Here is a 23,301-nt window from a genome sequence, read left to right as displayed (position 1 = left end):
GTACCACCTCTCGAGTAGGCTCGAGGCATGCAGGTCAACGACGCGCAGACGCTCGTCCTCTACGCCCTGGCGGCCGGGCCCCTGCACGGGTATGCGATCAACGCGGCGATCGAGGAGTTGACCGGTGAAAGGCTCGGGGCCGGAAGTCTGTACGGCGCCCTGACCCGCCTTGAGGCCAAGCAGCTGGTCGAGGCGCTGGAGGAGCAGGGCCGGCAACGGCCCTTCCGTCTCACCCCCGCGGGCCGCACCGAGCTGCAGGTGCAGCTGGAGGGGATGGCCAAGCTGGCGGCCACCGGTCTGCGGCGGCTCAAACTGGGCCCGGTATGAACGACCAGGGTCACCCCGGGGCCGCGGTCGCGGTACGGCTCGCCGTAGGGCTCCACCCGCGCCCGTTCCGGGACCGGTTCGGGGCCGACCTGCTCGCCGAGGCCCGGACCGACGGCTGGCACGCCGTCCCCGACGTGCTGCGCTCGCTGTCGATCTGGCTGCATCCCGCCGTCTGGCCGGCCGCCTCTGCGGCCCAGCGGCGGCTGCGCGTCCACCTCTCGGCGACCGGGCTGGCCCTCCTGTGCGGGTACCTCGTCGCCTGCGTCCAGGAACTCGACCCGGCGGTGCCGCGGCGCGGCGCCGCCGCCCCGGTCATCGGGCTCGCCACGGCCCTGCTCGGCGTCGGGACGGTGGTGATCCTGCCGCGCCCCCGGGACGTGCGGGTGCTGGTCCGGATCGGGTCGGCCGGGGTGCGGCGACTGATCGCGCCGGTCTTCGTCGCCGGGGTCGTGGTCGCGTGCGCCAACGGAGTTCTTCCCGCCAGCGGCGTGCCGCCGCGGCTGCTGGTCGTCCTGTGGTGGATGTCGTTGGCCGCCGCCGCCTTCCAGTCCTGCCGGACCCTGGCCGGGACGTCGCCCGAGACGTGCGTCCCGGCCTCCTCCGCGCGCCTGCGGGTCGGTCTGACCGTGCTGGCCGCCGGTGCACTCCTCGCCGGGGCCGTGCTGACCGCCGCCTCGACGGTGGTGCCCGGCCTGGTGCTGCTGGCCCTGTCCGCCGCCCTGGCCGTCGACCTGCACGACACCTCAACGGTGCCGATGCACCGCTGAGGCGCCCGCGGCGAACACGAGACCCAGGGCGCCGCCCACGGCGGCGGCCGCGGCGCACGTCGTCCAGAGCGTGTCCACGGTCGCGGCGCCGCCGTCGACGCCGGTGACCGCCCACAGCGCGTCCCGGAACGTCGCCGCGCCGGGCAGGGCGATGCAGGCGGTGACCGCGGCCGCCGGCAGCGCCCGGACCCGGCCGCTGGTCGGCACCGCCTGGAGCAGGAAGCCGACGACGACGAAGAGTGTGAACAGGCTGGCCGCGTTGATCACGACGAAGAGCAGCGCCAGCTCCGGCCCATACCGCTCGAGCACGATCTGCGGCACCCCGATCACCAGGCCGCCCAGGGCGGCGAGCCAGCCGGCCGTGACGACCGGGTGCCTGTGCAGCGGGCGGGCCACCAGCGCTTCGAGGGTGTCGACGCTCCGCGCCAGCGGGCTCGCGAGAATCCCTGCGTGTCGGGAGAATCCACGTCCTACGACGACCAGGTCGGTGACCCAGTCGGGGCCCGTGCGATGGTCGGGGCAGGCCCGGAGCCGGCGGACCGCGCGGCTCAGGTCGACGAGGGCGGCGCCGGTGGTCACGGAAAGACCGGCGAGCAGGCCGATCAGCAGGCGCGTCCCGACATCCCAGGACGCACGGTGGGCGCCGACGGCCACGGCCGACCATTCGAGCAGCAGGGTCCCCGCGATGAGGACGGCCTGGATGCGCAGCGTCCGCAGCACGTCGAGGGCGCGTCGGGGTGGCACGGGGCCGGTGAAGAGGGTGAGGCGCAGGAGGCAGAGACCGGTGAGGAACGGGACGGCCGTCAGCATGAACGACACGCCCGCGTCGTACGGGTCGTCCTGCCACGGCTCGTGCGCGTAGACGGCCCCGATGCCCTTGGTGGCCTCGAGCGTCAGCCAGAACAGCAGGGCGAAGGCCAGGTTCCGGATGATCACGCCCAGGGCCGCCGACCTCGTTCGCTCGTCCAGGTTCATAGTGCCTATAGTACACAACGCGTAGTACGCGGCAAGGAGTAAATGTGAGGCGCCGCCGCGATGTCTGAGGGTGGCCGGGGCGGGTAGGAGCCGGGTGAGCGACCGGCGATCGGAAGGCCCCCAGGCCGTTCTCGACGAAAATCCCCCCGTGGCGTGCCGTTCGTGTGCGCCCGGTCCGTCCTATCCTGATCTTGCACCACCAGGATCAGGTAGGGGCCTGCACATGGATGACCCGTCGACGGGCGAGTGGGCGGCGGAGGGTCAACGCGCCCAGGCCGCTCGCGAGCGCGCCTCGGAGTTGTCACGTCGGGCCGTCCGGGCCGGCAAGTGGAGCGAGGCCGTCGCGTTCGAGGCGGCCGAACTCAAGGGCCACAACCGAGCCCGCTTGCTGCGCCCGTTGTCCCGAGGCGGTCCCGAGCCGGCCGTCGAGGACCTCTGGGTCGCCTACGTCGAGTGCGGCGGCAACACCTCGATCGGCGAACTCGCCGACTTCCTCGAGGGCCGGGCTTCGCTGCCCCCGCTGGAACGCGCCATCCTCCAGCAGGCGGTCCAGGAAGTGCTCCAGGACGCCGGTTCCGGTTCGTGAGGCGGAGGTCGTTCTGCTCGACCAGCAGGACGTCGACCAGGTCGTGCGGGCCCGCCATCAGTACGAGATGATCGAGACGAGCGCGCCGACCCGTTCGGGGGGCAGCGTGCGGGCGACGTCGGCCGTGCTGACGATGCCGACGAGGTCGTGACCGTCGACGACCGGCAGCCGGCGCACCTGGTGGTGGGCCATGGTCTCCAGGACGACTTGAACGTCGTCGTCGGCACCGACCGTCACGGGCTTGCCCTCGCCCAGCACCCCCACCCGGGTCTGGGCCGGATCGCCGCCCTCCGCAAGGCATTTCACGACGATGTCGCGGTCGCTGACCATGCCCTTCAGATGCCGGTCCTCGCCGCACACCGGGACGGCCCCCACCTGCAGGTCGCGCATCAGGCGGGCCGCCTGCTCCAGGGTGTCGTTCTCGCCGACGCACGTGACGTCGGGCGACATGATGTCGCGAGCTGTGGTCATGTCGGGCTCCTCGTGGATTCGTCCCCGCCCTGCCGGGGACCTACCCGCTGCCCAGGGGCCGATACCCGTCCGCGAGTGGTCACGATCGGTGGCCAGTGACTAGATTCGAGGTGTTCCCGACACCGGCCCGAGACCGCGGCCGGACCGCGGGGGACGAGTTCTAGGGAAGCCGACCTCATGGCCCAACGGGACACGATCGTCATCGGCGCGAGCGCGGGAGGCGTGGAGGCCCTGCGCAGCCTGCTCGGCGGGCTGCCGGGAGACCTGCCCGCCGCCGTGCTCGTCGTCATGCACACGCCGCCTTCGGCGATCAACGCGTTGGCCTCCATCCTGCGTCGCTCGACGTCCCTTGTGGTGCGTCCCGCCGAGACCGACCTGCGGCTGGAACGCGGCACCGTGGTCGTGGCCCGTCCCGACCACCACCTGCTGCTCGTCGACGACCATGTCATCCTCACCCGGGGCCCACGCGAGAACGGGCACCGGCCGGCGGTCGACGTCCTGTTCCGCTCCGCTGCGCGCGCGGTCGGGCCCCGGGCGATCGGAGTGGTGCTGTCCGGGGCGCTGGACGACGGGGCGGCCGGGCTCGTCGCGCTGCGCTCCCGCGGGGGCCTGGGGGTGGTGCAGGCACCGGACGACGCGCTGCACGCGGGTATGCCGCGCAGCGCCATCGCGGCGGCCGACCCCGAACACGTCGTCCCGGTGACCGAGATGGCCGAGGTGATCGCCCGGGAGGTCGGGGTCGAGGTCCCCGACCCGGCCCCGACGACGCCGTTGATGGAGACGGAGCTGGCCATGGCGGAATTGGAGCCGCACGCCCTGAACGACCCCGAACGGCCCGGTACGCCGGCCGGTCTGTCCTGCCCCGACTGTCACGGGACGCTGTTCGAGATCGCCGAGAACGGCTACCTCCGGTACCGGTGCCGGGTCGGGCACGCCTGGTCGCAGCAGAGCCTGCTCGCGGAGAACGACGCCGCGCTCGAGGGCGCGCTGTGGATGGCCCTGCGCAGCCTCGAGGAGAAGGCGGCGCTGGCCTTATCGATGGCCGGGCGGGCCCGCGACCGCGACCAGCCCATGACGGCGGCACGCTTCGAGGAACAGGCCGCCGAGTCGACCTCGGCCGCTACGCTCCTGCGACGCATGCTGATGGACGGCACCGGGATCGTTGTGACCGAGGAGCAGGGGAGATGACCGACCAGCCATCCGCCGAGGCGGAGGCGCCCCCGGAGGCGCCCGACCCGCACTTCGAGGCCCTGCTGGAGTACGTGAAGGAATCACGGGGGTTCGACTTCACCGGGTACAAGCGGTCGAGCCTCGTGCGCCGGGTGAACCGGCAGATGCAGATCGTCGGCATCGACTCGTACGAGGCCTACCGCGACTACCTGCAGGTTCAGCCCGACGAGTTCACGGCCCTCTTCAACACGGTCCTGATCAACGTCACGAGCTTTTTCCGCGACGCCGACTCATGGGCGCACCTGCGCAACGAGGTGCTGCCGGACCTGGTGGCTCGCAAGGAGCATGACGACATCCGAGTCTGGAGCGCCGGGTGCGCCACCGGTGAAGAGGCCTACACCCTCGCGCTCATCCTGGCCGAGCACCTCGGCATGGACGAGTTCCGCCGCCGGGTCAAGATCTACGCGACGGACGTCGACGAGGAGGCGCTGGCCACGGCCCGGCAGGCCACGTTCACCGAACGCGACCTGCGCGGGGTGCCACGCGAGCTCGTCGAGAAGTACTTCGAGGGGGCCGCGCACCGTCTCACCTTCGTCAAGGAGCTGCGCCGCAGCGTCATCTTCGGCCGCAACGACCTCGTCCAGGACGCCCCGATCTCGCACATCGACCTGCTGGTCTGCCGGAACACGCTGATGTACTTCAACGCCGAGACCCAGGCGACCATCGTGGGGCGCCTGCACTTCGCCCTGGAGAACGCCGGCGTGCTCTTCCTCGGTAAGGCCGAGATGTTGCTCAGCCACGGGGCGCTGTTCACCCCGATCGACCTCAAGCGCCGGTTCTTCGCCAAGGTCGTCTCGCCGGTGCGTGATCGGGGGATGCTCGTGGGCAACCATCAGGTCGAAAACGGCACGAGCGACGGTGACGAGCTCTCCCGGTTGCGCCAGGAGGGCATGAATGCCAGCCCGGTGGCCCAGATCGTGATCGACCGTGACGGCCGCACGGTGCTCAGCAACCAGCGGGCCGACATGCTCTTCGGCCTCACGAGCCGTGAGATCGGGCGCCCCTTCCAGGATCTCGACATCTCCTACCGGCCAATCGACCTGCGCACCCCCATCGGGCAGGCGGTCACCGAGCGGCGACCGGTGTGGGTGCGGGACGTCGAGTGGACCCGGGGCTCGAACACCGTCTACCTCGACACGCAGATCGTCCCACTCGTGGACCGCGACGGCACGCTGCTGGGCACGAGCCTGTTCTTCAGCGACGTCTCCCGGTACCGGCAGTTGCAGGGCGAGCTGGAGCAGGCGCACCGCCAGCTCGAGACCGCCTACGAGGAGCTGCAGTCCACCAACGAGGAACTGGAGACGACGAACGAGGAGCTGCAGTCCACCGTCGAGGAACTGGAGACGACGAACGAGGAGTTGCAGTCCACCAACGAGGAGCTCGAGACCATGAACGAGGAGTTGCAGTCGATGAACGACGAACTCCAGTCCAGCAACGAGGAGCTGCGCGAGCGGACGACGCAGTTCAGCGAGCTGAACGCTTTCATGGAGTCGGTGCTGACGGCCATGCAGGCGGGTGTGGTCGTCGTCGACCGCGACCTGCAGGTGCAGGTCTGGAACGCCCGGTCGGAGGAGCTGTGGGGGCTGCGCCAGGAGGAGACCGTCGGTCAGCACCTGCTGAACCTCGACGTCGGCCTTCCGGTCGAACGGCTGCGACCGCTCATCCGGCAGGTGCTGACCGACGAGGAGTTGCCGTCCCCCCTCGAGTTGTCTGCGGTCAACCGGCGCGGGCGGGCGATCGACGTGGCGGTCACCGTGAGCCCGCTGCGACAGGCCAGTGTGGGTACCACGGGCGCGCTGATCGTGGTGAGCGCCCCGGGCTGACTCAGCGCTGTCTCAGGGGCGAGCAGCGCGGGCGGCGTCTACCAGTTCCTGAGCGACCTCGCGCAGCTTCCGTTTCCGGGTGTTGCTGAGTCGGCGTAGGTGCTGGAACGCCTCCTCGGCGGTGCAGTGCCGGTGGGCCATCACGATGCCCTTGGCCTGGTCGATGACCGCACGCGACCGGAGCGCCTCGCGCAACTGGTCACGCGTGGCGACCAGGTCGGAGACCAGATTGCTGTCCCGCACCAGTTTCTCGGCGGCGGCCGCGAACGGGCGGACCGCCTCATCCGTCACCGGGAGTCCGAGCGCGCCGACGCCGCTTCCGTAGAGGGTCAGCACTCCGCCGGGCACGAGGTCGTCGGCCTCGGCCTGGCCGTCGAGGTGCAGCGGGAGGGCCAGCACGGAGCGGACTCGCGCGCCGGGGGCCCGGGTCGACAGCTCCGGCCAGCGCAGGTCCGATGCGAGGTCCTGGACCAGGACGGCGCACCGGCCATGGAATGCGTCCGCTGTGGGGCCCTCCCCGGAGAGCACCTGCAGGCCGTCGACGCTCTGCGCCTGGGCCGAGGAGGCGGCGACCACCGCGGGGGAGTCGGGGTCCCCGAGCACGACCGAGGCGTCGTCCACCCCGGGGACGGCGGCGGCCGCCAACCGCACGACGCGGGAGAGCATGCTGCGCAGGTCGGCGTCCACGACGCCGAGCCGACAGAGCTCGACGAGGGCCGCGTGGGCGGCCCCCTCGCCGTGGGTCGAGCCGTCGCGTTCCAGGACCCACCGCACGGCGGCCACTTCGGGCCTGCCCGTAGAATCGCCGGTGTGGTGCGGGGTGAGCCAGGCGTGGCATGAAAGGGCTTGGCCGCTGCGCAGTCTCAGGTCCAGCTGCAGATCCGTGGCCTGCCCCGAGATGACCGCCTGCGAGAGCATCCGTCGAGCGACGCGACGCCGTTCCGGGTCCATCAGGGCGAACAGGGGCTTGTGGAAGAGGCTGGACTGGCCGAGCTCGAGCAGGCGTAGCGCGGCTCGGTTGGCCCGTAGGACGGCGCCGTGGCGGTCGGTCGTCAGGATGGCGGTGGGCAGGACCGCGGCCATGGCCTCGTCGGCCCCCGGGCGCGGCAACGGAGCCGGCACTTCGAGCCCGACCAGGTGTTCTAGCGAGTGCTGGGCGGCTCGCAGGCCCTCGTCGGCCTCCGCGAGCGCCTGCGCGGCGGTGGAGGTCAACCGGCCGCCGCTCAGCACGGCCTGGGCGACAGTCAGGTGGCGCATCGCCGCTCGGAGGTCGCTGAGGGCCTCCTGCGACGTGGTCGGCGCGGAGGCAGGCTGTGTTCGCTCAAGGTCGACGCGTGCCGTGACCTGCATCGGAACGCTCCTGGACGTTCGAGTGTCGTCGCTGTCGAGCCGCCCACTGGACTCACTCCAACGGTAGCCCCACGCATTCCTCGCGTCACGTGAATGGAGCGGGAAGATCGACTGACGGTTGCCGCCCACTCGCTCAGCGTGTAGACAAGACATACGGTGCGTCCGAGACCAGGACGTGGACCGCGCTCCACATCGGGGCCACCCATGATCTCGCACGTGATCGCCAGCCAGCCCGTCGCCGGCCATGTCCTCTCGTCCCTGGCCCTCTCCGGTCATGACGTTCACCTGCACCGGATCGGCCTGCGCGCCGGAGCCGGCCGGGTCGATCCCGCCGCCTGGTCCGAGGCGGCGCGCGCGCTGGTCGGCGAGTTGGCCGACGCCGCGCAGGACGACCCTGCGTCAGACGACCGACCTCGCGGCGTGCTCCACGCGCTCGACCCCGGCGCCTGGGTGGTCGCCACGACCGTGCGCCGATTCCTGGACCTCCCGCTCGTGCTCCGGGTGGCCGAACCGCTGCCGGCCGAGCGGACCCGTCGCCGGCCGGTCCTCGTCGAATGCCTGCGCCGGGCAGATGCCGTCGGGGTCCTGTCCCTGGCGGTGCGCCGGGACCTGATGCGGTGGGGGGTCCGGGGCGACCGGATCCAGCTCGTCCCCGAGGTCGGCCTCCCGTTCACGGAGCCACCCCAGGAACCGCTGCTGCGCCGGCGCATCGCGGTCCTGGACTACGGGAGCCGGCTCGCGCGGGAGCGTCACCCACTCGAGGCGGCCCAGCCATTCCTGGAGCGGGCCGGCGTCCGCGTGAGCGTCGCCGACCGCCGCTGGTCTCCGCAGCAGCGGGCCGCGGCGATCGACGCGGCCGACCTGGTGCTGTGCGGCGCCGAGGCCGACCACCACGCGCTCGAGGCGATGTGGCGGGGCCGGGCCGTGGTCGCTCCCGACACACCCGAGATGGCGGAGGTGATCACGGATCGACACACCGGACGCCTCTTCCGCGCGGGCGACCGGGACGAGCTCCTGCGGGTGCTCGGGCGCCTCGTAGACTCACCCTTCTCCGTACAGGCGCACGGGCTGGCGGCCCGCAGTGCGGCCGAATCCCGTTACGGGCCGGCGCAACTCGCGATGTCGTACGAACGGCTGTACGGCCGGGCGGCGACCGCGTGACCGCGCGACCCGACCACAACCTGGCCGAGGCCGAGCGGTTGCTGCGGCAGGCCGCCGCTCTCGACGGCGACGATCAGGAGCGGGAGGAGCTGCTGGGGCGGGCGATGACGCTCTGCCTACCGCTGGCCGTCTCGATGGCCCACCGGTACCGCCGACGCGGTGAACCGGACGAGGACCTGGAGCAGGTGGCAGCCCTCGCCGTGGTGAAGGCGGTCCGCCGCTACGTACCCCAGGAACACACGTCGCTGGCCGGCTTCGCGGTCCCGACCATCCACGGGGAGCTGAAGCGCTACTTCCGCGACGCCACCTGGACCCTGCGCCCTCCGCGCCGGCTGCAGGAGCTGCGGATCGCGGCCCACGTCGTCCAGGGCGAGCTGACCCAGGCGCTGGGGCGCCCGCCCAGCGACGCCGAGCTGGCCCGGCGGCTCGGCGTCGACGAGACCGAGGTGCGCGAGATGCAGGTGGCCTCGTCGGGCTACTCGCCCTCGCCGCTCGACGTCGAGGCCGTCGACGTACGGGGCTCCGTACCGGACGGTGCCCCGGAGATCGAGAACCTGCTCGATCTGGATGCGGCGCTGCCCGCCCTCGACGCCCTGCCCGACCGCGACCGGCGGGTGGTCGCGATGCGCTTCTACGGCGGCCTCAGCCAGCAGCAGATCGCCGACCGGGTCGGGGTTTCCCAGGTCCAGGTCTCCCGCATCCTCGCGGCCGCGCTGCGGACCGTGCGGGAGGCCGTGCAGGTCTGACCTGGCTTCCCGTGCGCTGTTCCGGGCGCCACGCGGTGGGCGAAAATCGTTGGTGCCCGTCTGCTTCAGCCGCGACCATGTCGGGATGACGACCGAGTACGGCGACCGCGAGGTGGCGCGTCAGGGTGAGATCCTGCGCGCCACCGTGGGTTCCGGCGTGCACGGCATCGCGATCGCCGGTACCGACGACCACGACGAGATGGGTGTCTACGTCGAGCCCCCGGAGCACGCGCTGAGCCTGGCGCCGGTGCAGCCGCACTACGTCTGGCGGACCCAGCCCGAGGGGGCGCGCTCCGGGCCCGGCGACGTCGACCTGGTCTCGTACTCGTTGCGCAAATACCTGCGTCTGGCCCTGAAGGGCAACCCGACCGCGCTCCTGCCGCTCTACGCTCCCGAGGCCGACCTCCTGCACGTCGCGCCGCTGGGGGAGGAGCTGCGGGCCATGCGGGCGGCGTTCCTGTCCCGGCAGGCGGCGCACCGGTTCCTCGGGTTCATGCGCAGTCAGCGGGACCGGATGGTCGCCGGCCGCGACGTGCCCAACCGGCCGGAGCTCGTCGCGCGGTACGGCTACGACGTCAAGTACGCCTCGCACGCGCTGCGCCTGGCCGTGCAGGGTCTGGAGGTGACGCGGCGGGCGACCCTGACCCTGCCGATGCCGGACGACGAGCGTGAGCTGGTGCTGTCGGTGAAGCGGGGTGAGCACGAGCAGGGCTGGGTGCTGGAGCGGATCGACGCGACGGCCGCCCGCGTCGAGGAGCTGTTGGCCACCGGCCGGACGCCCCTGCCCGAGTACGCCGACGTCGATCGCGTCCAGGCCTGGTGCACCGGGGCGTACCGGCGCGCCTGGCGGTGGTGACACCCCGTCCCGGAGGGAGACCTCCGGGACGGGTGTGACGTAACCGGCGTGGGGCGTGTGGATCGCGGCGTCCGCTACCCCTACGCTGTGGCCGTTGGGACGAGGGCGGGAAGCTGGTGGAAGTCCAGCACGGTCGCGCCACTGTGAGCCGCCGGGCACACGCCCGAGGCGAGTCAGACCTCACCGTCGTCCTGGTTCAACCCGTCGACAGGGACGCTGGATCCCGAAGGAGAACCTCTGATGAGCAGCACGTCCGCCACCCCGGCTCCGCACGCCGCCGGCAGCCTGGCCACCCCCGTCACCACCACGCTGGACGGCGCGTTCGGCTGGCTGCTGGGCACCGCCCTGCTGGCCCTCGCGGTCCTCTACTTCGTCGGCATCGACCAGGGCATGGTCTCGGTGTTCGGCAATGACACCCACGTGCACGAGTTCGTCCACGACGCGCGCCACTTCCTCGGTTTCCCCTGCCACTGACGGCCCGGGGGTAGACCGCCATGGAGAAGAAGATCATCTGGCGGGGCACCCTCTGCGGGGTCGTCGCCGGTCTGCTCGCCTTCGTCTTCGCCCGCATCTTCGCGGAGCCGCAGATCCAGAAGGCGATCGACTACGAAGAGGGTCGCGGGGCGGCCCAGGAGAAGCTCGACGCGGCGGCCGGTCTGGCCGTGCACGCCCACGAGCACGAGGTGTTCACCCGGACCGTCCAGGAGAACCTGGGCATCGGGGTCGGCATCGTCCTGTTCGGGGCCGCCATGGGTGCCCTGTTCGCCGTCACCTACGCCTACTGCCTGGGGCGCACCGGCCGGGTCCGGCCACGACAGCTGTCGCTGCTCGTCGCCGGCTTCGCGTTCGTCGGCCTCTACCTGGTGCCGTTCCTGAAGTACCCGGCCAACCCGCCGGCCATCGGGAACGACGACACGTCGCAGGTCCGGGGCACGCTCTACCTGGTCATGCTGCTCGCCTCGGTCGCCTTCCTGATCGCGGCGGTCTGGCTGGGTCAGCGTCTGGCGGCCCGGTACGGCGCCTGGAACGCGACGTTGATCGCCGGGGCCGCCTACGTCGTGGTGATGGGCGCGATCATGGTCGCGTTGCCGTCCCTCGGGGAGCTGGCGGTGAACCGGGAGACGTTCGGGGACTTCGCGACCGAGACGCCGCAGCCCTTGACGGCGCCCGACGGCACGATCGTGTTCCCGGGCTTCCCGGCCGACGTGCTGGCCGCGTTCCGGCTCTACGCGGTGGGTGCGCAGGTCATCCTCTGGGCCACGATCGGCGTGCTGTTCGCGCCGATGGCCGAGCGGCTGCTCACTCCGGCCCCGCCCTCGGAGGCGCCGGCTGAGGAGCCGCTGACCGTCTGAGTTCCACCTGGTCGAAGGCCGCCGTCCCGCTCCGGGACGGCGGCCTTCGGTGTCTCAGGCTCGGGGCCCGGACCGCGCCACGGTGATCCCGGCACTCCAGCCCGGCGCGCCCGTCGTCCGGTGGGCCCAGGACGCCGGTGTCCACCCCGGCCCGGGTCAGCAGCCACGAGACGACGGAGTTGCTGTTCCACATCTCCCCGGCCCCCGACTCGTCGCGCCCCCACGTGAGCAGCGGGAGTTCCGCGACGAGGCGCAGCACGCGCTCGTCGAGGCCGGCCCCCTCGAGCAGGGTTGGCCCGCCGCGCGCGTAGTCGAGGTCGGGGATGGTCCCGCCCGGCTCGCAGCGGACCCGGTAGCGGAAGAGGGAGGAGCGCCCGAGAAGCCGTGACCCGACCGGCCCCTCGGCTCCCGGGCCGGGTGCCTGCCAGGCCGGGGCGAGCTCCACCGCGTAGACGGCGCCGCCGCCGGGCACCGTCAGGGCCGTGTGGAACAGCGGTTGCCGGGGCCGGCGCGCCCAGGCCGCCGCGGCCGCCTCGTAGAGGAGCCCGCTGCGGCGCACGACGTGGCCACCGGCGCCGAGCGGGATCCAGTACAGGCGCACCCGCAGACGCTAGGTCGCCCCGTTCACGACCGGCCAGGGACCAAGGTCCCCTGGGCCCGGCCCGGAGCGCCGCCTGCTTGAGCATTCAAGCTATGCGGCACCATGGACATCATGAGCGCCGACGTCGACCCGGAACCGCAGGGCCAACCGGCGGGGGATGAACCGCAGGAAGATCTCGACGAGGCCGTGCTGGAGGTGGCCGAGGACGACGCGGTCGGCGACGGACCGCACGAGTCCGAGCTCTTCGAGTCGGCGGGCCACCGGCGCCGTCGACGGGCCGTCCAGGCGGCGGCGGGGGTCGTCTTCCTGATGGTGCTCGGCGTCGGCGGGGCGGCGGCGTTCAGTGCCCTGCGCGGCGAGGTCATGCCGGGCACCCGGGTGGCCGGGGTGAACGTCGGGGGGATGGACGAGGCCGAGGCGCGGCGCACCGTGGCGGGGGCGGTGCGCGGCACGGTGGAGAAGACGGTCACCCTGACGGTGGGCACGATCGGCACCGAGCAGGTCGACCCGGCCACGATCGGCATCCGGCTCGACGTCGACGCCACGGTGGACAAGCTGCTCGACCTGGGCGCGGGCGACCTCTTCTCGCCCGTGCGGGCGCTGCTCGGACACCGCACCGACGTCGAACCCGTGCTGGACGTCGACCCGCAGGCCGGCCGTGCGGAACTCACCAAGCAGCTGGCGGGGTACCAGCGTGTGGCGCACGAGGCGGAGCTGAAGACCCCGAAGCCCAAGCCCCTGCTGCTGGACAAGGGCACGACGTCGTGGACCGCGCGCGACGCCGACGTCAGCTACGAACCGGCCGAGGGTGGTCGCTCGGTCGACGTCGGTGCCGCCTTCTCCGCCGTCCGGGCCGCGGTCGAGAAACGTTCCGGCACAGCGACCGTCGCGGTGCGGGAGACCGAGCCGAAGGTCGACGACTCGCAGGCCGAGAGGGTCGACCAGCTCATCGGCACCTTCACCACCGAGCACCCGTGCTGCCAGGCCCGGGTGACCAACATCCACCGGATGGCCGAGCTGGTGGACGGGACGGTCGTGGCGCCGGGGGCGAAGTTCTCCCTGAACCAGAAGGTCGGGCGCCGCACCACGCAGAACGGTTTCGTCTACGCGCCCGCGATCGCCGACGGCGAGCACGTCGAGCAGGTGGGCGGCGGCGTCTCGCAGTTCTCCACGACCCTGTTCAACGCCGTCTGGTTCGCCGGGTTGAGATCCGACGCGCACCAGCCCCACAGCCAGTACATCTCCCGGTACCCGCCCGGTCGGGAGGCGACGCTGGACTACGACACCATCCAGAACATCTTCACCAACACCACCGACACCCCGGTCGTCATCCGCACCGCCACGACCGCCACGTCGGTGACGGTCGCCCTGTACGGGCACACCGGTGAACGCACCGTCACCTCCACGACCGGCCCGCGGATCCCGCGCGAGAACGGCGGCTTCAGCATCTACGTGACCCGCCGGATCGAGGACGACGGCACGGTCGTGGGCACGGAGCGGATCGGCTGGGGCTACCAGCCGACCGCCCCGTAGGCCTACGTGTCCCGGAGCGTCAACACCGAGACGACGGCCGCTCCGACCACGCCCAGGACCCCGACGGCGATGAGCGCCCACAGCGCCCAGCGGGGCAGGCCGCCCGACTCGCCGGCGGTCGAGACCTGCGGCGCGGCAACCGAACTCCCCGCCGGCTCCGGCTGCCCGGCCGGGGCGCGGGCCGCGGTGCCGTCCCCGCCGCCGGCCTTCGTCGCGGTGAAGAAGAACGACCCGCCGATCGGGTGCCCGTCGTTCGACGTGACCCGCCACTCCACGGAGTAGGAGCCGGCCGGGGCGCCGGGCCGGATCGCCTCGGTGACGTCCGTGTCGACGAGGGCGGGCTTGCCTAACTCCTCGTCGCCTTCCGGGCCGACGACGAGCACCGTCGCGCCGATGCCGAGCACGGGCTGGTTGAAATGCAGCGTGACCTGGGCCGGCACCTTCGCGACCGTGGACCCGGTGGCCGGAGTGGTGCCGAGCAGCGTGGCGTGCGCGGACGCGGTGGGGGCGCCGACGAGCAGCGTCCCCACCGCGAGACCCGCCGCCAGCAGGAGGCGGACGAGACGCATCAGGCCTCCTGACTCCCCGGCTGGGCCTTCCGGCCCGAGCGGCGTAACGCCACCACGCCCAGCACCAGGCCGAAGAGACCCGCCGCCAGGCCGCCGGCCCCCAGACCGACCGCTAGACCGTCGCCCCCGTCGTCCGACGAGCCCGACGAGCCCGACGAGCCCGACGAGCCCGCGGCGGGCGCCGCGGCGTCGTGACCGTCGCCGCTAGCCGCTGTGACCGTGAAGGCGGGCACCGGGTGCTCCGGTTCCGCGGCCCCGTCGGCCTGCGGCTGATCCCACTGCGCGACCGTGCCGTCGGAGTAGGTCTGCGTGGCCGGGAACGCCAGCTGGGTCCCGGCTGCCGGCAGCGGGCCGGCCGACAGCGAGAACTCCTGGAACTCGCCGGGTTTCACGCCCTGGCCCTTCTCGGCCGTCCAGGTCACCTCCGACGGCGCCCGGGTCAGCGTGGTGCCCTCGACCGTGACGGGGGTGGCCAGCTTCGACTCCGTGACCTTCACCGTCCAGCCCGGCACGGGCTGCGCGGAGACGAAGGAGAGCGGCGTCGCCGTCGGCAGGTCGACGGTCAGTTTGACGGTGCTGGCCGTCGCCGACTCGGTGGGTACCCGGAAGGTCAGTTTGGAGAAGCCTTCCGCGGCGGTGGACTCCGGGATCACCCGGACGTGGGCCTGGGCCGCGACCGGGACCAGGACGAGACCGGCCGTGAGCAGGCCGGTGCCGATGATGCGTGGGGACATGCGAGAACTCCTGATGGGTAAGGGAAGTCGTGACGTGATCCGGGCACGCCGACGATCCGCTCCACCCGAGGGTTCAGGTCGTGCGGACGGCGGCGCGCGGCCCACCGGGCGGGCCCCGCCTGGAGACCGTGCGCAGGAAGGGGTGCGGGCGCGGCGCCCGCAGGGCCGGGACGACGGGAGCGGCCGGCGGGGCGACCGGCACCGGCCGCGGGAGGCGGGGGAGGCGGAAGGTCCAGGCCAGGTGCGCGGCCAGGGCCCACAGCGCCGACTCGCCGCGGGCCAGCAGGAGGGCCAGGGCGACGGCGGCGACGGCGTGGGTGGCCGTCATCGCGTCGAGCGGCAGGACCAGGTCGTGACCGGCTGACCGGTGGGCGGCGTGCTCGATCGTGTGCGCGGTCGTGGTCGACACGGGCATGTCCATGCCGGGCATGCCCGGCATGCTGCTCATGCTGGACCCGGGCGCTGTCGCCCCGGCCATGAAGGCCAGGTGGGAACCCAGTTGGACCACCCCGGTCAGGGCCAGGAGGGCCACGGGCCCCAGGCGCCGGGCCGCGGCCACGTCGACGAGGGCCGCGACGAGCGGGATCAGCACGGGCAGCAGGACGAGGTCGAGATGTCCGCCGGCGGCGACGTGGGCAGTGGCTGCGAGGGTGAGAGCGGCGGCGGTGAACGCTGTGACGCGCCCGGCACGCGCGACACCGCGGTCTGGACTCACGGCGGAAACCCTAGACCCAGCCGTCGTCGTGAGACTGGGCGGCACCGCCACGGGGAAGACAGTGCCGCCCAGCGGTGTCAGCTTAGGCCACTTGACAGACGTCGTGGGAAGCCACGGACGCGCTTTCAGACTCCGTTCACGACTACGGTGGCCCCAACCCGGTGCGGACCTGGCCGGGTGTTCCGGCTCGGGAGGAAATCGCATGAGAAGGCCTGCGGCGCCGACCCCCGCCGACGTCCCCGCGCCCCGTCCGGCGCCCCCGGCGACCGACGAGGTCGTCACCATCTGCCAGGACCTGCTGCGCATCGACACCAGCAACTACGGGGACGACTCGGGGCCCGGCGAGCGCAAGGCGGCCGAGCACGTGGCCGGTCTGCTCGACGAGGTCGGGCTCGACGTCCAGCTCTTCGAACGGGCGACCGGGCGCACCAGCGTCGTCACCCGGGTCGCAGGAGAGGACCCGTCCCGCCCGGCGTTGCTCGTGCACGGGCATCTCGACGTCGTCCCGGCGCAGGCCGCGGACTGGCAGGTCGACCCGTTCTCGGGGGAGATCCGCGACGACTGCCTGTGGGGGCGCGGCGCCGTCGACATGAAGGACATGGACGCGATCCTGCTGTCCATCGTGCGCGAGCGGGTCCGGCAGGGGCGCAAGCCGCCGCGTGATCTGGTGGTCGCGTTCCTGGCCGACGAGGAGGCGGGTGGCAGCTACGGCGCGCAGTGGTTGGTGCGCGAGCACCGCGACCTGTTCGAGGGCGTCAGCGACGCGGTCAGCGAGGTCGGCGGCTTCTCCGTCGACCTGCTGGGCCGCCGCACCTACCTGTTGCAGACCGCCGAAAAGGGCCTCGCCTGGCTGAAACTCACCGCCGACGGGCGGGCCGGGCACGGTTCGCAGATCAACCCCGAGAACGCCGTCACCCGGCTCGCCGAGGCGATCGGCCGGATCGGGGCGCACCGATGGCCGGTCGAGGTGCCGGTCTCCGTGAAGGGGTTCTTCACCGGGGTGCGTGACGTGACCGGGCGAGAGCTGATCACCCGGGCCGAGGACGGCACGGAGGGCGTCGACCTCGACGCGTTGACCGAGTTGTTCGGGACTGCGGCCCGCTGGCTGGAGTCGACGGTGCGCAACACGTCGAACCCGACCGTGCTGAACGCCGGGTACAAGCACAACGTCATCCCCGGCGCGGCGACCGCGCTGCTCGACTGCCGCTTCCTGCCGGGCCGCGAGGAGCACCTGATGGAGACCCTGCGCGAACTGGCCGGCCCGCACGTGCGGTTCGAGGTGGTGCACCGCGACGCCGCCGTCGAGTCGCCGTTCTCCGGGCCGCTGGTCTCGGCCATGCAGCGTTCGCTGCTGGAGGCCGACGCGGGCGCCACCGTCCTGCCGTACTGCCTGTCGGCGGGTACGGACAACAAGTCGTTCGCGAAGATCGGGATCAACGGGTACGGGTTCGTGCCGCTGCAGCTGCCGGCCGACCTCGACTTCCCCGGCATGTTCCACGGGGTCGACGAGCGCGTGCCGCTGGAGTCGTTGAAGTTCGGGGTGAAGGTCTTCGACCGGTTCCTGGACCTGTCCTAAGCGCTGCGGGTCACGCGGATGATCCTTCTGCGCAGCCAGACCTTCCGGGCGCCGCCGAACATCAGTTGGACGCGGGCCAGCTCCCAGCGGCCGTACTCGGCGTGGTCCGTGAGGACCTTCCGGGCCTCGGCCCGAGTGGTGCCCCGGGGCATCACGACGAGCCGGTACTCGTAGTCGGCGCCCGAGCGGGGCTGCTGCCCGCGACGCGCCGGTTCGCGTTCCAGATCGCTCATAGTGTCTCCATGTCATCACGAACCGCTACGGTCGTGCCATGACGACGGAGCCCCGGGCTGCGCTCGACCGGTTGGTCGCGGCCCTCGAGGCGCACCTGGAAGCGGCGGCCGCCCGCCGTGGGGACGACGACCCGGCGGTCGTGACGGCCTACGAACGGCTCGCCGCGGCCTTCGAGGTCTACGACGACTCCCTCTACCAGGCCTACGACGAGGCCACTCCGATGGTCCTGTTCGACGACGAGGCGGACGCCCGCGAGGACGACGACGAGGACGACGAGGACGACGAGGACCTCGACGACGAGGACCTCGACGACGAGGACGAGCTGGACGACCTCGACGAGGACGACCTCGACGACGAGATCGAGGACGAGCTCGACGAACTGGACGACGTCGACGAACCGGACGACGAGGACGACTACCTCGACGAGGACGAGACGTCGGCCGACGACTCGCACGAGTCGCACGAGGACGAGCTCAGCTCGGCGGCGCCGAGATCTCGTTCAGCGCGTTGACGATCTCGGCGGGCAGCTCGGTCTCCTCGGCCGCCAGCGACGCCCGGAACTGAGCCGCCGTCCGGGCCCCGACCAGCACGGCCGAGACGCCCGGGCGGTTCAGCACCCAGCCGAGGGCGACGTCCAGCGGGTCGCAGCCCAGCCCGTCGGCCGCGGTGACGAGAGCGTCCACCACGCGGCGCGGCCCGCGCTCCAGGTACGGCTGGACGAACCGGGCCAGGTGCGGTGACGCGGCCCGGCTGTCGGCCGGCGTCCCCGCCCGGTACTTGCCGGTCAACACCCCGCGCCCCAGCGGCGACCAGCCGATCACGCCCAGCCCCAGGTGCCGCGCGGCCGGCAACAACTCGCGCTCGGGCCCCCGGCACAGCAGCGAGTACTCGGTCTGCACGGCCACCGGGACGCCGGGCGCGGCGCCGCCCGTGGGGACCGCACCTCCCGAGGCGGTCGCGGTGGCCAGGGTGGCCTGCCAGCCGTCCACGTTGGCCAGCCCGGCGTAGCGGGCCCGGCCCGAGCGGACGGCGGTCTCCAGCGCCGAGAGCGTCTCCGCCAGCGGGACGTGGCTGGACCAGCCGGGCGCCGTCCAGAGGTCGACGTGGTCCACGCCGAGCCGGGTCAGAGTGGCGTCGAGCGCGGCGATCACCGAACGGCGGGACAGGTCCGGCCCGGTGGCGTAGCTGGGTACCACGGCCTTGGCGCTGATCACCAGCTCGTCGCGGTGCGCGAGTGGCCCGATCAGCTTGCCCAGGACCTCCTCGGCGGCTCCGTCGCCGTAGCCGGTGCCGACGTCGACCAGGTCGCCGCCGGCCTCCAGGAGCTCGCGCAGCTGCTCGCCGGCCTCCTCCTCGCGGGTGTCCCGGCCCCAGGTGAGGGTGCCCAGGCCGAGCCGGGAGACACGCAACCCGGTCCGGCCGACGTACCGCTGCTCCATGAGGGCTCAACCTACTGGTCGTGGGGCCTCTCGCGGGCCACTGCCACGCGGCCCCCACCGTCCGCGGTTGATCGTCCGGTCCGCACCGGTAGGGTCGCCAGCCATGCGACTGGGTCTCAATCTCGGCTACTGGGGCGCCGGTAACGACGCCGACAACCTCGTCCTCGCCCAGGAGGCCGACAAGCTCGGCTACGACTCGGTCTGGGTGGCCGAGGCCTACGGCTCGGACGCCCCGACGGTGTTGTCCTGGGTGGGTGCGCACACGCAGCGGATCGGGCTGGGCGCCGCCGTCCTGCAGATCCCGGCCCGCACCCCGGCGATGACCGCGATGACCGCCGCGACCCTGGACTCGTTGTCCGGCGGCCGGTTCCGGCTCGGGCTGGGGGTCTCCGGCCCGCAGGTCAGCGAGGGCTGGCACGGCGTCCGGTTCGCGAAGCCGCTCAGCCGCACCCGCGAGTACGTGGAGATCGTGCGCAAGGCGCTGGCCCGCGAGCGCCTGGAGTACGCGGGGGAGCACTGGACGCTGCCGCTGCCCGACGGGGCCGGGAAACCGATCAAGCTGACCGTGCATCCGGTCCGCGAACGGATCCCGGTCTACCTGGCCTCGGTGGGGCCGAAGAACCTCGAGCTGACCGGCGAGATCGCCGACGGCTGGCTGGCCATCTTCTTCTCGCCCGAGCACGCCGACGTGTCGCTGGCCCACGTGCGCACCGGACGCGAGAAGGTTTCAGGCGGCGCTCAGGATCCGATGGCAGGATTCGACGTCGTCCCCACCGTCCCGGTCGCCATCGCCGACGACCTGGACCAGGCCGCCCTCGGCATCCGCGCCTACGCGGCGCTGTACGTGGGCGGGATGGGCAGCCGCGAGCAGAACTTCTACAACGCGCTCGCCTGCCGGATGGGGTTCGAGGACGAGGCTGCGACGGTGCAGGACCTGTACCTCGCCCGGAAGTACGCCGAGGCCGCCGCGGCCGTGCCGCGCGACTTCATCGACGCCACCAGCCTGATCGGGCCGGCAGATCGGATCCGCGACCGCATGCACGCATTCGCCGAGGCCGGGGTGACGACGCTGTCCGTCGTCCCGTTCGCGCCCACCCTGGAGGCCCGCCTGGACCACGTCCGGCGGATGGCCGAGATCCTCGAGGCGAGCGGGTTGGCCGAGTGAGCGGCACGGTCAGCTATGTGGACGCGGTCGTCCTCGGCGTCGTCGAGGGGCTGACGGAGTTCCTCCCGGTCTCCAGCACCGGCCACCTGACGGTCTTCGAGGGCCTGCTCGACCTGCCCGTCGACGACAAGTCGGTGACGGCGCTGACGGCGATCATCCAGTTCGGTGCGATCGTCGCCACGTTCCTGTATTTCCGCCAGGACATCCTGCGCCTGGCCGCCGTCTGGTTCCGGGGCCTGGTCAGTGCCGAGGCCCGGCAGGAGCCGGACTACCGGTTCGCCTGGTGCGTGATCGCCGGGTCGCTGCCGATCGCCGTCGTCGGTCTGGTCGCCGAGCCGCTGATCACGGGGCCGCTGCGCAGCCTCTGGGTGGTCGCGGGCGCGCTGATCGTGTGGAGCGGGGTCCTGGTCTGGGCCGAGCGGAACCCGGCGCAGAAGTACGGCGAGGAGGACCTGTCCCTGAAGCAGGTCCTGATCATCGGTCTGGTCCAGTGCGTGGCCCTGGTGCCGGGGGTGTCCCGTTCGGGGGCCACCATCTCCGCGGGCCTGCTGCTCGGGGCCAGCCGCGTGGCCGCCACCCGACTGTCCTTCTTCCTGGCCATCCCCGCCCTGACGGGTGCGGGCGTGCTGTCCCTGAAGGACGTCAACACGGACGTCGTCGGCTGGGGCGAGCTCGCCGTCGGCACCCTCGTCTCGTTCGTGGTCGCCTACGCCTCGATCGCCTGGCTGCTGAAGCTGGTCGCCAAGTATCCGATCACCACGTTCGTGCCCTACCGGATCGGGGCCGGCATCGCAGTGATCATCCTGGTCGCCTCCGGGGTCATCTCCGCCACGGGCTGAGGCTTACCCTGGGGGTGTGCCGACCGTCCTGCTCGTCCGCCATGGGCGCACGAACGCCAACGCCACCGGGCTGCTCGCGGGCTGGACCCCGGGCATCGGGCTCGACGAGACCGGCCGGACGCAGGCGAAGGGCCTGGCCGAGCGGCTGGCCGCCGTCCCCCTGGCCGCAGCCGTCGTCAGCCCGCTGCAGCGCTGCCAGGAGACGGCCCAGCTGCTGCTCGACGCGCATCCCCGGACCCTCGACGGCGCGCTGAGCCCCGTCACCGACGAGCGGCTGGGCGAGTGCAAGTACGGCGACTGGACCGGCCGGCCGCTGAAAGAGCTTGCCGAAGAACCACTCTGGAAGGTCGTGCAGGCCCACGCCAGCGCGGTGACCTTCCCCGGTGAGCACGGCGAATCGATCCCGCAGATGCAGACCCGCGCCGTGACCGCGATCCGCGAGCACGACGCCCGCATCGCCGCCGAACACGGTGACGACGCGGTCTGGCTGGCCGTCTCGCACGGGGACGTGATCAAGTCGATCCTGGCCGACGCGCTCGGCATGCACCTCGACGCCTTCCAGCGGCTGGTCGCCGACCCGTGCTCGGTCTCCGTCGTCCGGTACACCCGGCTGCGACCGTTCGCGCTGCGGGTCAACGACGTCGGCGGCGACCTGAGCGGCGTCGTCCCGCCGGCCCGGCCGAAGGGCGAGCCGGCGGACGGGCCCACGGATGATGCGGAGGCCTCCTCCGACGCCGTGGTGGGTGGTTCGCACGGTGGTTCGCACGGTGCCGACGTGAGGCCGTAGGGTCACTGTCCATGCCCCGTGAGGTGTTCGAGTACGACCCGCCCGAGCGGTTCGTCGCCGGGACGACGGGTCAGCCCGGGTCACGCACGTTCTTCCTGCAGGCTCGCGCGGGCCGGCGGCTGACGACGGTCCAGCTGGAGAAGCAGCAGGTCTCGGTGCTCGCCGAACGGGTCGACGAACTGCTCGACGAGGTCGTGCGGCGCACCGGCGGCGAGGCCCCCGTGCCCGCCCTGGCCCCGGTCGGCGACGAGGACTCCGGGCCCCTCGACGTCCCGATCGAGGAGGAGTTCCGGGTCGGCACCATGAGCCTGGCCTGGGACGGTGACACCGAACGGGTCGTCATCGAGTGCTTCGAGGCCGGGCCGGCCGGCGAGGACGACGACGAACTGCCCGACGTCGAGGACGATGCCGAGGGCGCGGTGCTCCGGGTCAGCCTGAGCGGGGCGGTGGCCCGGGCGTTCGCCAGGCGCGCCCTGGCCGTGGTGGCCGCCGGTCGCCCGCCGTGCCCGTTCTGCGCCAACCCGCTCGACCCCGAGGGGCACATCTGCCCGCGGGCGAACGGGTACCGGCGCTGAGCGAGGGACCGGCTCCGGCCCCCGGGCAGGCGGAGCTGCTCGAGCTGCTGGCCTTCGGGCGGCTGGAGGTGCTCGGCCGGATCACCGACGCCAGCAACGCCACGCTCTACGCCACGGTCACCCTGGACGGCGCGACCGTGCCGTGCGTCTACAAGCCGGTCGCGGGGGAGCGGCCGCTGTGGGACTTCCCGGCGCGGACGTTGGCCCGGCGGGAGGTGGCCGCCTACCGGCTCAGCGCGGCCGCCGGCTGGGACGTCGTCCCGCCCACCGTCCTGCGCGACGGCCCCAGCGGCCCCGGCAGCGTCCAGTGGTGGGTGGGCGAGCCCGAGGAGATCCCCGAACCGGGCGGCGGGCTGATCGATATCGTGGAGCCCGGCCGCCTGCCCGAGGGCTGGTTGAGGGTGCTGGACGCCGAGGGCCCCGCCGGGCGTCCCGTCGTCCTGGCCCACGCCGACGACCCGACACTGGCCCGGATGGCCGTCTTCGACGCCGTCGCCAACAACACCGACCGCAAGGGCGGGCACGTGCTGCGGCACGCCGGCGGCGCCCTCTACGGCGTCGATCACGGCCTCACGTTCAACCTGGACGACAAGCTGCGCACGGTCCTGTGGGGTTTCCGGGGGCGCCCGCTGGGGGACGAGGAGCTCGCGCGGCTCACCCGGGTCGAGACCGATCTGGCCGGTGACACAAGGCTTTTCGATGACCTGTGCGAGTTGCTGGACGCCGACGAGGTGGCCCGGACGGCGGAGCGGGCCCGGCGGCTGGTCCGGCGCGGCCGGTACCCCCGCCAGCCCGGGGACTGGCCCGCGATCCCCTGGCCGCCGTTCTGAACTCCGGTCACCGACCCTCTTGCGTGGCGTTCACTCTGTGATGCAGAGTAAGCGTCACAA

27 protein-coding genes are annotated in these 23,301 nt (G+C 72.5%); 18 read left to right on the top strand and 9 right to left on the bottom strand.

Annotated elements, in window-relative coordinates; genetic code table 11:
• The first annotated feature begins 27 nt into the window (after positions 1–27).
• Both ACIB24_RS19025 and ACIB24_RS19020 read left to right on the top strand, forming a co-directional pair.
• On the top strand, positions 28–327 hold the full coding sequence (locus ACIB24_RS19025) for a PadR family transcriptional regulator (RefSeq protein WP_398283576.1): 300 nt from the start codon (positions 28–30) through the stop codon (positions 325–327).
• A complete protein-coding gene (locus tag ACIB24_RS19020; RefSeq protein ID WP_398283574.1) occupies positions 324–1,094 on the top strand; it encodes a hypothetical protein in 771 nt (256 codons plus the stop codon). The genes ACIB24_RS19025 and ACIB24_RS19020 overlap by 4 nt, the downstream gene beginning before the upstream one ends.
• Here ACIB24_RS19020 and ACIB24_RS19015 read toward each other — a convergent pair.
• Entirely contained in the window at positions 1,071–2,069 is a 999-nt protein-coding gene (locus ACIB24_RS19015; protein WP_398283572.1) for a hypothetical protein, read from the bottom strand. The genes ACIB24_RS19020 and ACIB24_RS19015 overlap by 24 nt on opposite strands.
• Before the next feature lie 223 nt (positions 2,070–2,292).
• Between ACIB24_RS19015 and ACIB24_RS19010 the strand changes: the two genes are divergently transcribed.
• Entirely contained in the window at positions 2,293–2,655 is a 363-nt protein-coding gene (locus tag ACIB24_RS19010; RefSeq protein WP_398283571.1) for a hypothetical protein, read from the top strand.
• A 57-nt stretch (positions 2,656–2,712) separates the two neighbouring features.
• On the opposite strand, the gene ACIB24_RS19005 is transcribed toward ACIB24_RS19010, so the two are convergent.
• Entirely contained in the window at positions 2,713–3,126 is a 414-nt protein-coding gene (locus ACIB24_RS19005; RefSeq protein ID WP_398283569.1) for a CBS domain-containing protein, read from the bottom strand.
• A gap of 177 nt (positions 3,127–3,303) precedes the next feature.
• On the opposite strand from ACIB24_RS19005, the gene ACIB24_RS19000 reads away from it, so the two are divergent.
• A complete protein-coding gene (locus ACIB24_RS19000; protein WP_398283567.1) occupies positions 3,304–4,314 on the top strand; it encodes a chemotaxis protein CheB in 1,011 nt (336 codons plus the stop codon).
• Positions 4,311–6,179 (top strand): CheR family methyltransferase, encoded by a 1,869-nt coding sequence (locus ACIB24_RS18995; protein ID WP_398283565.1) that lies wholly within the window; start codon positions 4,311–4,313, stop codon positions 6,177–6,179. Before ACIB24_RS19000 ends, ACIB24_RS18995 begins: the two co-directional genes overlap by 4 nt.
• Positions 6,180–6,191: 12 nt before the next feature.
• Here the strand turns inward: ACIB24_RS18995 and ACIB24_RS18990 are convergent, their stop codons facing one another.
• On the bottom strand, positions 6,192–7,436 hold the full coding sequence (locus ACIB24_RS18990) for an ANTAR domain-containing protein (RefSeq protein ID WP_398283563.1): 1,245 nt from the start codon (positions 7,434–7,436) through the stop codon (positions 6,192–6,194).
• Positions 7,437–7,745: 309 nt separating this feature from the next.
• Between ACIB24_RS18990 and ACIB24_RS18985 the strand changes: the two genes are divergently transcribed.
• The 5 genes from ACIB24_RS18985 to ACIB24_RS18965 all read left to right on the top strand — a co-directional run bounded on the left by ACIB24_RS18985 (position 7,746) and on the right by ACIB24_RS18965 (position 11,644).
• Positions 7,746–8,690, top strand: a complete 945-nt coding sequence (locus ACIB24_RS18985) for a hypothetical protein (protein WP_398283561.1) — start codon at positions 7,746–7,748, stop codon at positions 8,688–8,690.
• Positions 8,687–9,436: a sigma-70 family RNA polymerase sigma factor gene (locus ACIB24_RS18980; RefSeq protein ID WP_398283559.1), complete on the top strand. Its 750-nt coding sequence runs from the start codon at positions 8,687–8,689 to the stop codon at positions 9,434–9,436. The genes ACIB24_RS18985 and ACIB24_RS18980 overlap by 4 nt, the downstream gene beginning before the upstream one ends.
• A gap of 85 nt (positions 9,437–9,521) precedes the next feature.
• Entirely contained in the window at positions 9,522–10,292 is a 771-nt protein-coding gene (locus ACIB24_RS18975; RefSeq protein WP_398283557.1) for a nucleotidyltransferase domain-containing protein, read from the top strand.
• 240 nt (positions 10,293–10,532) lie between these two features.
• Positions 10,533–10,766 (top strand): CbtB domain-containing protein, encoded by a 234-nt coding sequence (locus ACIB24_RS18970; protein WP_398283555.1) that lies wholly within the window; start codon positions 10,533–10,535, stop codon positions 10,764–10,766.
• Positions 10,767–10,786: 20 nt separating this feature from the next.
• Positions 10,787–11,644: a CbtA family protein gene (locus ACIB24_RS18965; RefSeq protein ID WP_398283553.1), complete on the top strand. Its 858-nt coding sequence runs from the start codon at positions 10,787–10,789 to the stop codon at positions 11,642–11,644.
• On the opposite strand, the gene ACIB24_RS18960 is transcribed toward ACIB24_RS18965, so the two are convergent.
• Positions 11,592–12,245 carry a hypothetical protein gene (locus tag ACIB24_RS18960; protein WP_398283551.1) on the bottom strand — a complete coding sequence of 218 codons (654 nt, stop codon included), beginning with the start codon at positions 12,243–12,245 and terminating at the stop codon, positions 11,592–11,594. The two genes, ACIB24_RS18965 and ACIB24_RS18960, sit on opposite strands and share 53 nt — an antisense overlap.
• 111 nt (positions 12,246–12,356) lie before the next feature.
• Here ACIB24_RS18960 and ACIB24_RS18955 point away from each other — a divergent pair, with 111 nt between their 5' ends.
• Positions 12,357–13,778, top strand: coding sequence for a VanW family protein (locus tag ACIB24_RS18955; protein WP_398283549.1), 1,422 nt, complete (start codon positions 12,357–12,359; stop codon positions 13,776–13,778).
• A gap of 2 nt (positions 13,779–13,780) precedes the next feature.
• Here ACIB24_RS18955 and ACIB24_RS18950 read toward each other — a convergent pair whose 3' ends face one another.
• The 3 genes from ACIB24_RS18950 to ACIB24_RS18940 form a co-directional block, all read right to left on the bottom strand.
• Positions 13,781–14,347 (bottom strand): copper resistance protein CopC, encoded by a 567-nt coding sequence (locus tag ACIB24_RS18950; RefSeq protein WP_398283547.1) that lies wholly within the window; start codon positions 14,345–14,347, stop codon positions 13,781–13,783.
• A complete protein-coding gene (locus ACIB24_RS18945) occupies positions 14,347–15,081 on the bottom strand; it encodes a YcnI family protein (protein WP_398283545.1) in 735 nt (244 codons plus the stop codon). The genes ACIB24_RS18950 and ACIB24_RS18945 overlap by 1 nt, the downstream gene beginning before the upstream one ends.
• A 73-nt stretch (positions 15,082–15,154) precedes the next feature.
• On the bottom strand, positions 15,155–15,796 hold the full coding sequence (locus ACIB24_RS18940) for a hypothetical protein (protein WP_398283543.1): 642 nt from the start codon (positions 15,794–15,796) through the stop codon (positions 15,155–15,157).
• A 202-nt stretch (positions 15,797–15,998) separates the two neighbouring features.
• On the opposite strand from ACIB24_RS18940, the gene ACIB24_RS18935 reads away from it, so the two are divergent.
• The gene (locus tag ACIB24_RS18935; protein ID WP_398283541.1) at positions 15,999–17,372 is read left to right on the top strand and encodes a M20/M25/M40 family metallo-hydrolase; all 1,374 of its coding nucleotides are present in this window, start codon (positions 15,999–16,001) and stop codon (positions 17,370–17,372) included.
• On the opposite strand, the gene ACIB24_RS18930 is transcribed toward ACIB24_RS18935, so the two are convergent.
• Entirely contained in the window at positions 17,369–17,605 is a 237-nt protein-coding gene (locus ACIB24_RS18930; RefSeq protein ID WP_398283539.1) for a DUF5703 family protein, read from the bottom strand. The two genes, ACIB24_RS18935 and ACIB24_RS18930, sit on opposite strands and share 4 nt — an antisense overlap.
• A gap of 38 nt (positions 17,606–17,643) precedes the next feature.
• On the opposite strand from ACIB24_RS18930, the gene ACIB24_RS18925 reads away from it, so the two are divergent.
• Positions 17,644–18,117 (top strand): DNA primase, encoded by a 474-nt coding sequence (locus tag ACIB24_RS18925; RefSeq protein WP_398283537.1) that lies wholly within the window; start codon positions 17,644–17,646, stop codon positions 18,115–18,117.
• On the opposite strand, the gene ACIB24_RS18920 is transcribed toward ACIB24_RS18925, so the two are convergent.
• The gene (locus tag ACIB24_RS18920; protein WP_398283535.1) at positions 18,080–19,045 is read right to left on the bottom strand and encodes an aldo/keto reductase; all 966 of its coding nucleotides are present in this window, start codon (positions 19,043–19,045) and stop codon (positions 18,080–18,082) included. The genes ACIB24_RS18925 and ACIB24_RS18920 overlap by 38 nt on opposite strands.
• A gap of 103 nt (positions 19,046–19,148) precedes the next feature.
• On the opposite strand from ACIB24_RS18920, the gene ACIB24_RS18915 reads away from it, so the two are divergent.
• Genes ACIB24_RS18915 through ACIB24_RS18895 form a run of 5 tightly spaced genes read left to right on the top strand, consistent with a single transcriptional unit; the run spans position 19,149 to position 23,241 of the window.
• On the top strand, positions 19,149–20,210 hold the full coding sequence (locus tag ACIB24_RS18915; RefSeq protein WP_398283533.1) for an LLM class F420-dependent oxidoreductase: 1,062 nt from the start codon (positions 19,149–19,151) through the stop codon (positions 20,208–20,210).
• Positions 20,207–21,049, top strand: a complete 843-nt coding sequence (locus ACIB24_RS18910) for an undecaprenyl-diphosphate phosphatase (protein ID WP_398283531.1) — start codon at positions 20,207–20,209, stop codon at positions 21,047–21,049. Before ACIB24_RS18915 ends, ACIB24_RS18910 begins: the two co-directional genes overlap by 4 nt.
• 16 nt (positions 21,050–21,065) lie before the next feature.
• On the top strand, positions 21,066–21,836 hold the full coding sequence (locus ACIB24_RS18905; RefSeq protein ID WP_398283528.1) for a histidine phosphatase family protein: 771 nt from the start codon (positions 21,066–21,068) through the stop codon (positions 21,834–21,836).
• 11 nt (positions 21,837–21,847) lie between these two features.
• A complete protein-coding gene (locus ACIB24_RS18900) occupies positions 21,848–22,411 on the top strand; it encodes a DUF3090 domain-containing protein (RefSeq protein ID WP_398283526.1) in 564 nt (187 codons plus the stop codon).
• A complete protein-coding gene (locus ACIB24_RS18895; protein ID WP_398283524.1) occupies positions 22,339–23,241 on the top strand; it encodes an SCO1664 family protein in 903 nt (300 codons plus the stop codon). The genes ACIB24_RS18900 and ACIB24_RS18895 overlap by 73 nt, the downstream gene beginning before the upstream one ends.
• Positions 23,242–23,301 lie beyond the last annotated feature (60 nt).

Source organism: Spongisporangium articulatum, from assembly GCF_044465595.1.
In the GTDB taxonomy this organism is placed as follows: Bacteria; Actinomycetota; Actinomycetes; order Actinomycetales; family Kineosporiaceae; genus Spongisporangium; species Spongisporangium articulatum.
The sequence above is the reverse complement of the archived record's forward strand: the minus strand, read 5'-3'. Positions and strand labels throughout refer to the sequence as shown.

Bases quoted from the DNA above. Each gene is read 5' to 3' on its own strand.
- ACIB24_RS19025 (WP_398283576.1), top strand. From the start codon at position 28: ATGCAGGTCAACGACGCGCAGACGCTCGTCCTCTACGCCCTGGCGGCC.
- ACIB24_RS19020 (WP_398283574.1), top strand. From the start codon at position 324: ATGAACGACCAGGGTCACCCCGGGGCCGCGGTCGCGGTACGGCTCGCC.
- ACIB24_RS19015 (WP_398283572.1), bottom strand. From the start codon at position 2,069: ATGAACCTGGACGAGCGAACGAGGTCGGCGGCCCTGGGCGTGATCATC.
- ACIB24_RS19010 (WP_398283571.1), top strand. From the start codon at position 2,293: ATGGATGACCCGTCGACGGGCGAGTGGGCGGCGGAGGGTCAACGCGCC.
- ACIB24_RS19005 (WP_398283569.1), bottom strand. From the start codon at position 3,126: ATGACCACAGCTCGCGACATCATGTCGCCCGACGTCACGTGCGTCGGC.
- ACIB24_RS19000 (WP_398283567.1), top strand. From the start codon at position 3,304: ATGGCCCAACGGGACACGATCGTCATCGGCGCGAGCGCGGGAGGCGTG.
- ACIB24_RS18995 (WP_398283565.1), top strand. From the start codon at position 4,311: ATGACCGACCAGCCATCCGCCGAGGCGGAGGCGCCCCCGGAGGCGCCC.
- ACIB24_RS18990 (WP_398283563.1), bottom strand. From the start codon at position 7,436: ATGCGCCACCTGACTGTCGCCCAGGCCGTGCTGAGCGGCGGCCGGTTG.
- ACIB24_RS18975 (WP_398283557.1), top strand. From the start codon at position 9,522: ATGACGACCGAGTACGGCGACCGCGAGGTGGCGCGTCAGGGTGAGATC.
- ACIB24_RS18970 (WP_398283555.1), top strand. From the start codon at position 10,533: ATGAGCAGCACGTCCGCCACCCCGGCTCCGCACGCCGCCGGCAGCCTG.
- ACIB24_RS18965 (WP_398283553.1), top strand. From the start codon at position 10,787: ATGGAGAAGAAGATCATCTGGCGGGGCACCCTCTGCGGGGTCGTCGCC.
- ACIB24_RS18955 (WP_398283549.1), top strand. From the start codon at position 12,357: ATGAGCGCCGACGTCGACCCGGAACCGCAGGGCCAACCGGCGGGGGAT.
- ACIB24_RS18950 (WP_398283547.1), bottom strand. From the start codon at position 14,347: ATGCGTCTCGTCCGCCTCCTGCTGGCGGCGGGTCTCGCGGTGGGGACG.
- ACIB24_RS18945 (WP_398283545.1), bottom strand. From the start codon at position 15,081: ATGTCCCCACGCATCATCGGCACCGGCCTGCTCACGGCCGGTCTCGTC.
- ACIB24_RS18935 (WP_398283541.1), top strand. From the start codon at position 15,999: ATGAGAAGGCCTGCGGCGCCGACCCCCGCCGACGTCCCCGCGCCCCGT.
- ACIB24_RS18930 (WP_398283539.1), bottom strand. From the start codon at position 17,605: ATGAGCGATCTGGAACGCGAACCGGCGCGTCGCGGGCAGCAGCCCCGC.
- ACIB24_RS18925 (WP_398283537.1), top strand. From the start codon at position 17,644: ATGACGACGGAGCCCCGGGCTGCGCTCGACCGGTTGGTCGCGGCCCTC.
- ACIB24_RS18920 (WP_398283535.1), bottom strand. From the start codon at position 19,045: ATGGAGCAGCGGTACGTCGGCCGGACCGGGTTGCGTGTCTCCCGGCTC.
- ACIB24_RS18915 (WP_398283533.1), top strand. From the start codon at position 19,149: ATGCGACTGGGTCTCAATCTCGGCTACTGGGGCGCCGGTAACGACGCC.
- ACIB24_RS18900 (WP_398283526.1), top strand. From the start codon at position 21,848: ATGCCCCGTGAGGTGTTCGAGTACGACCCGCCCGAGCGGTTCGTCGCC.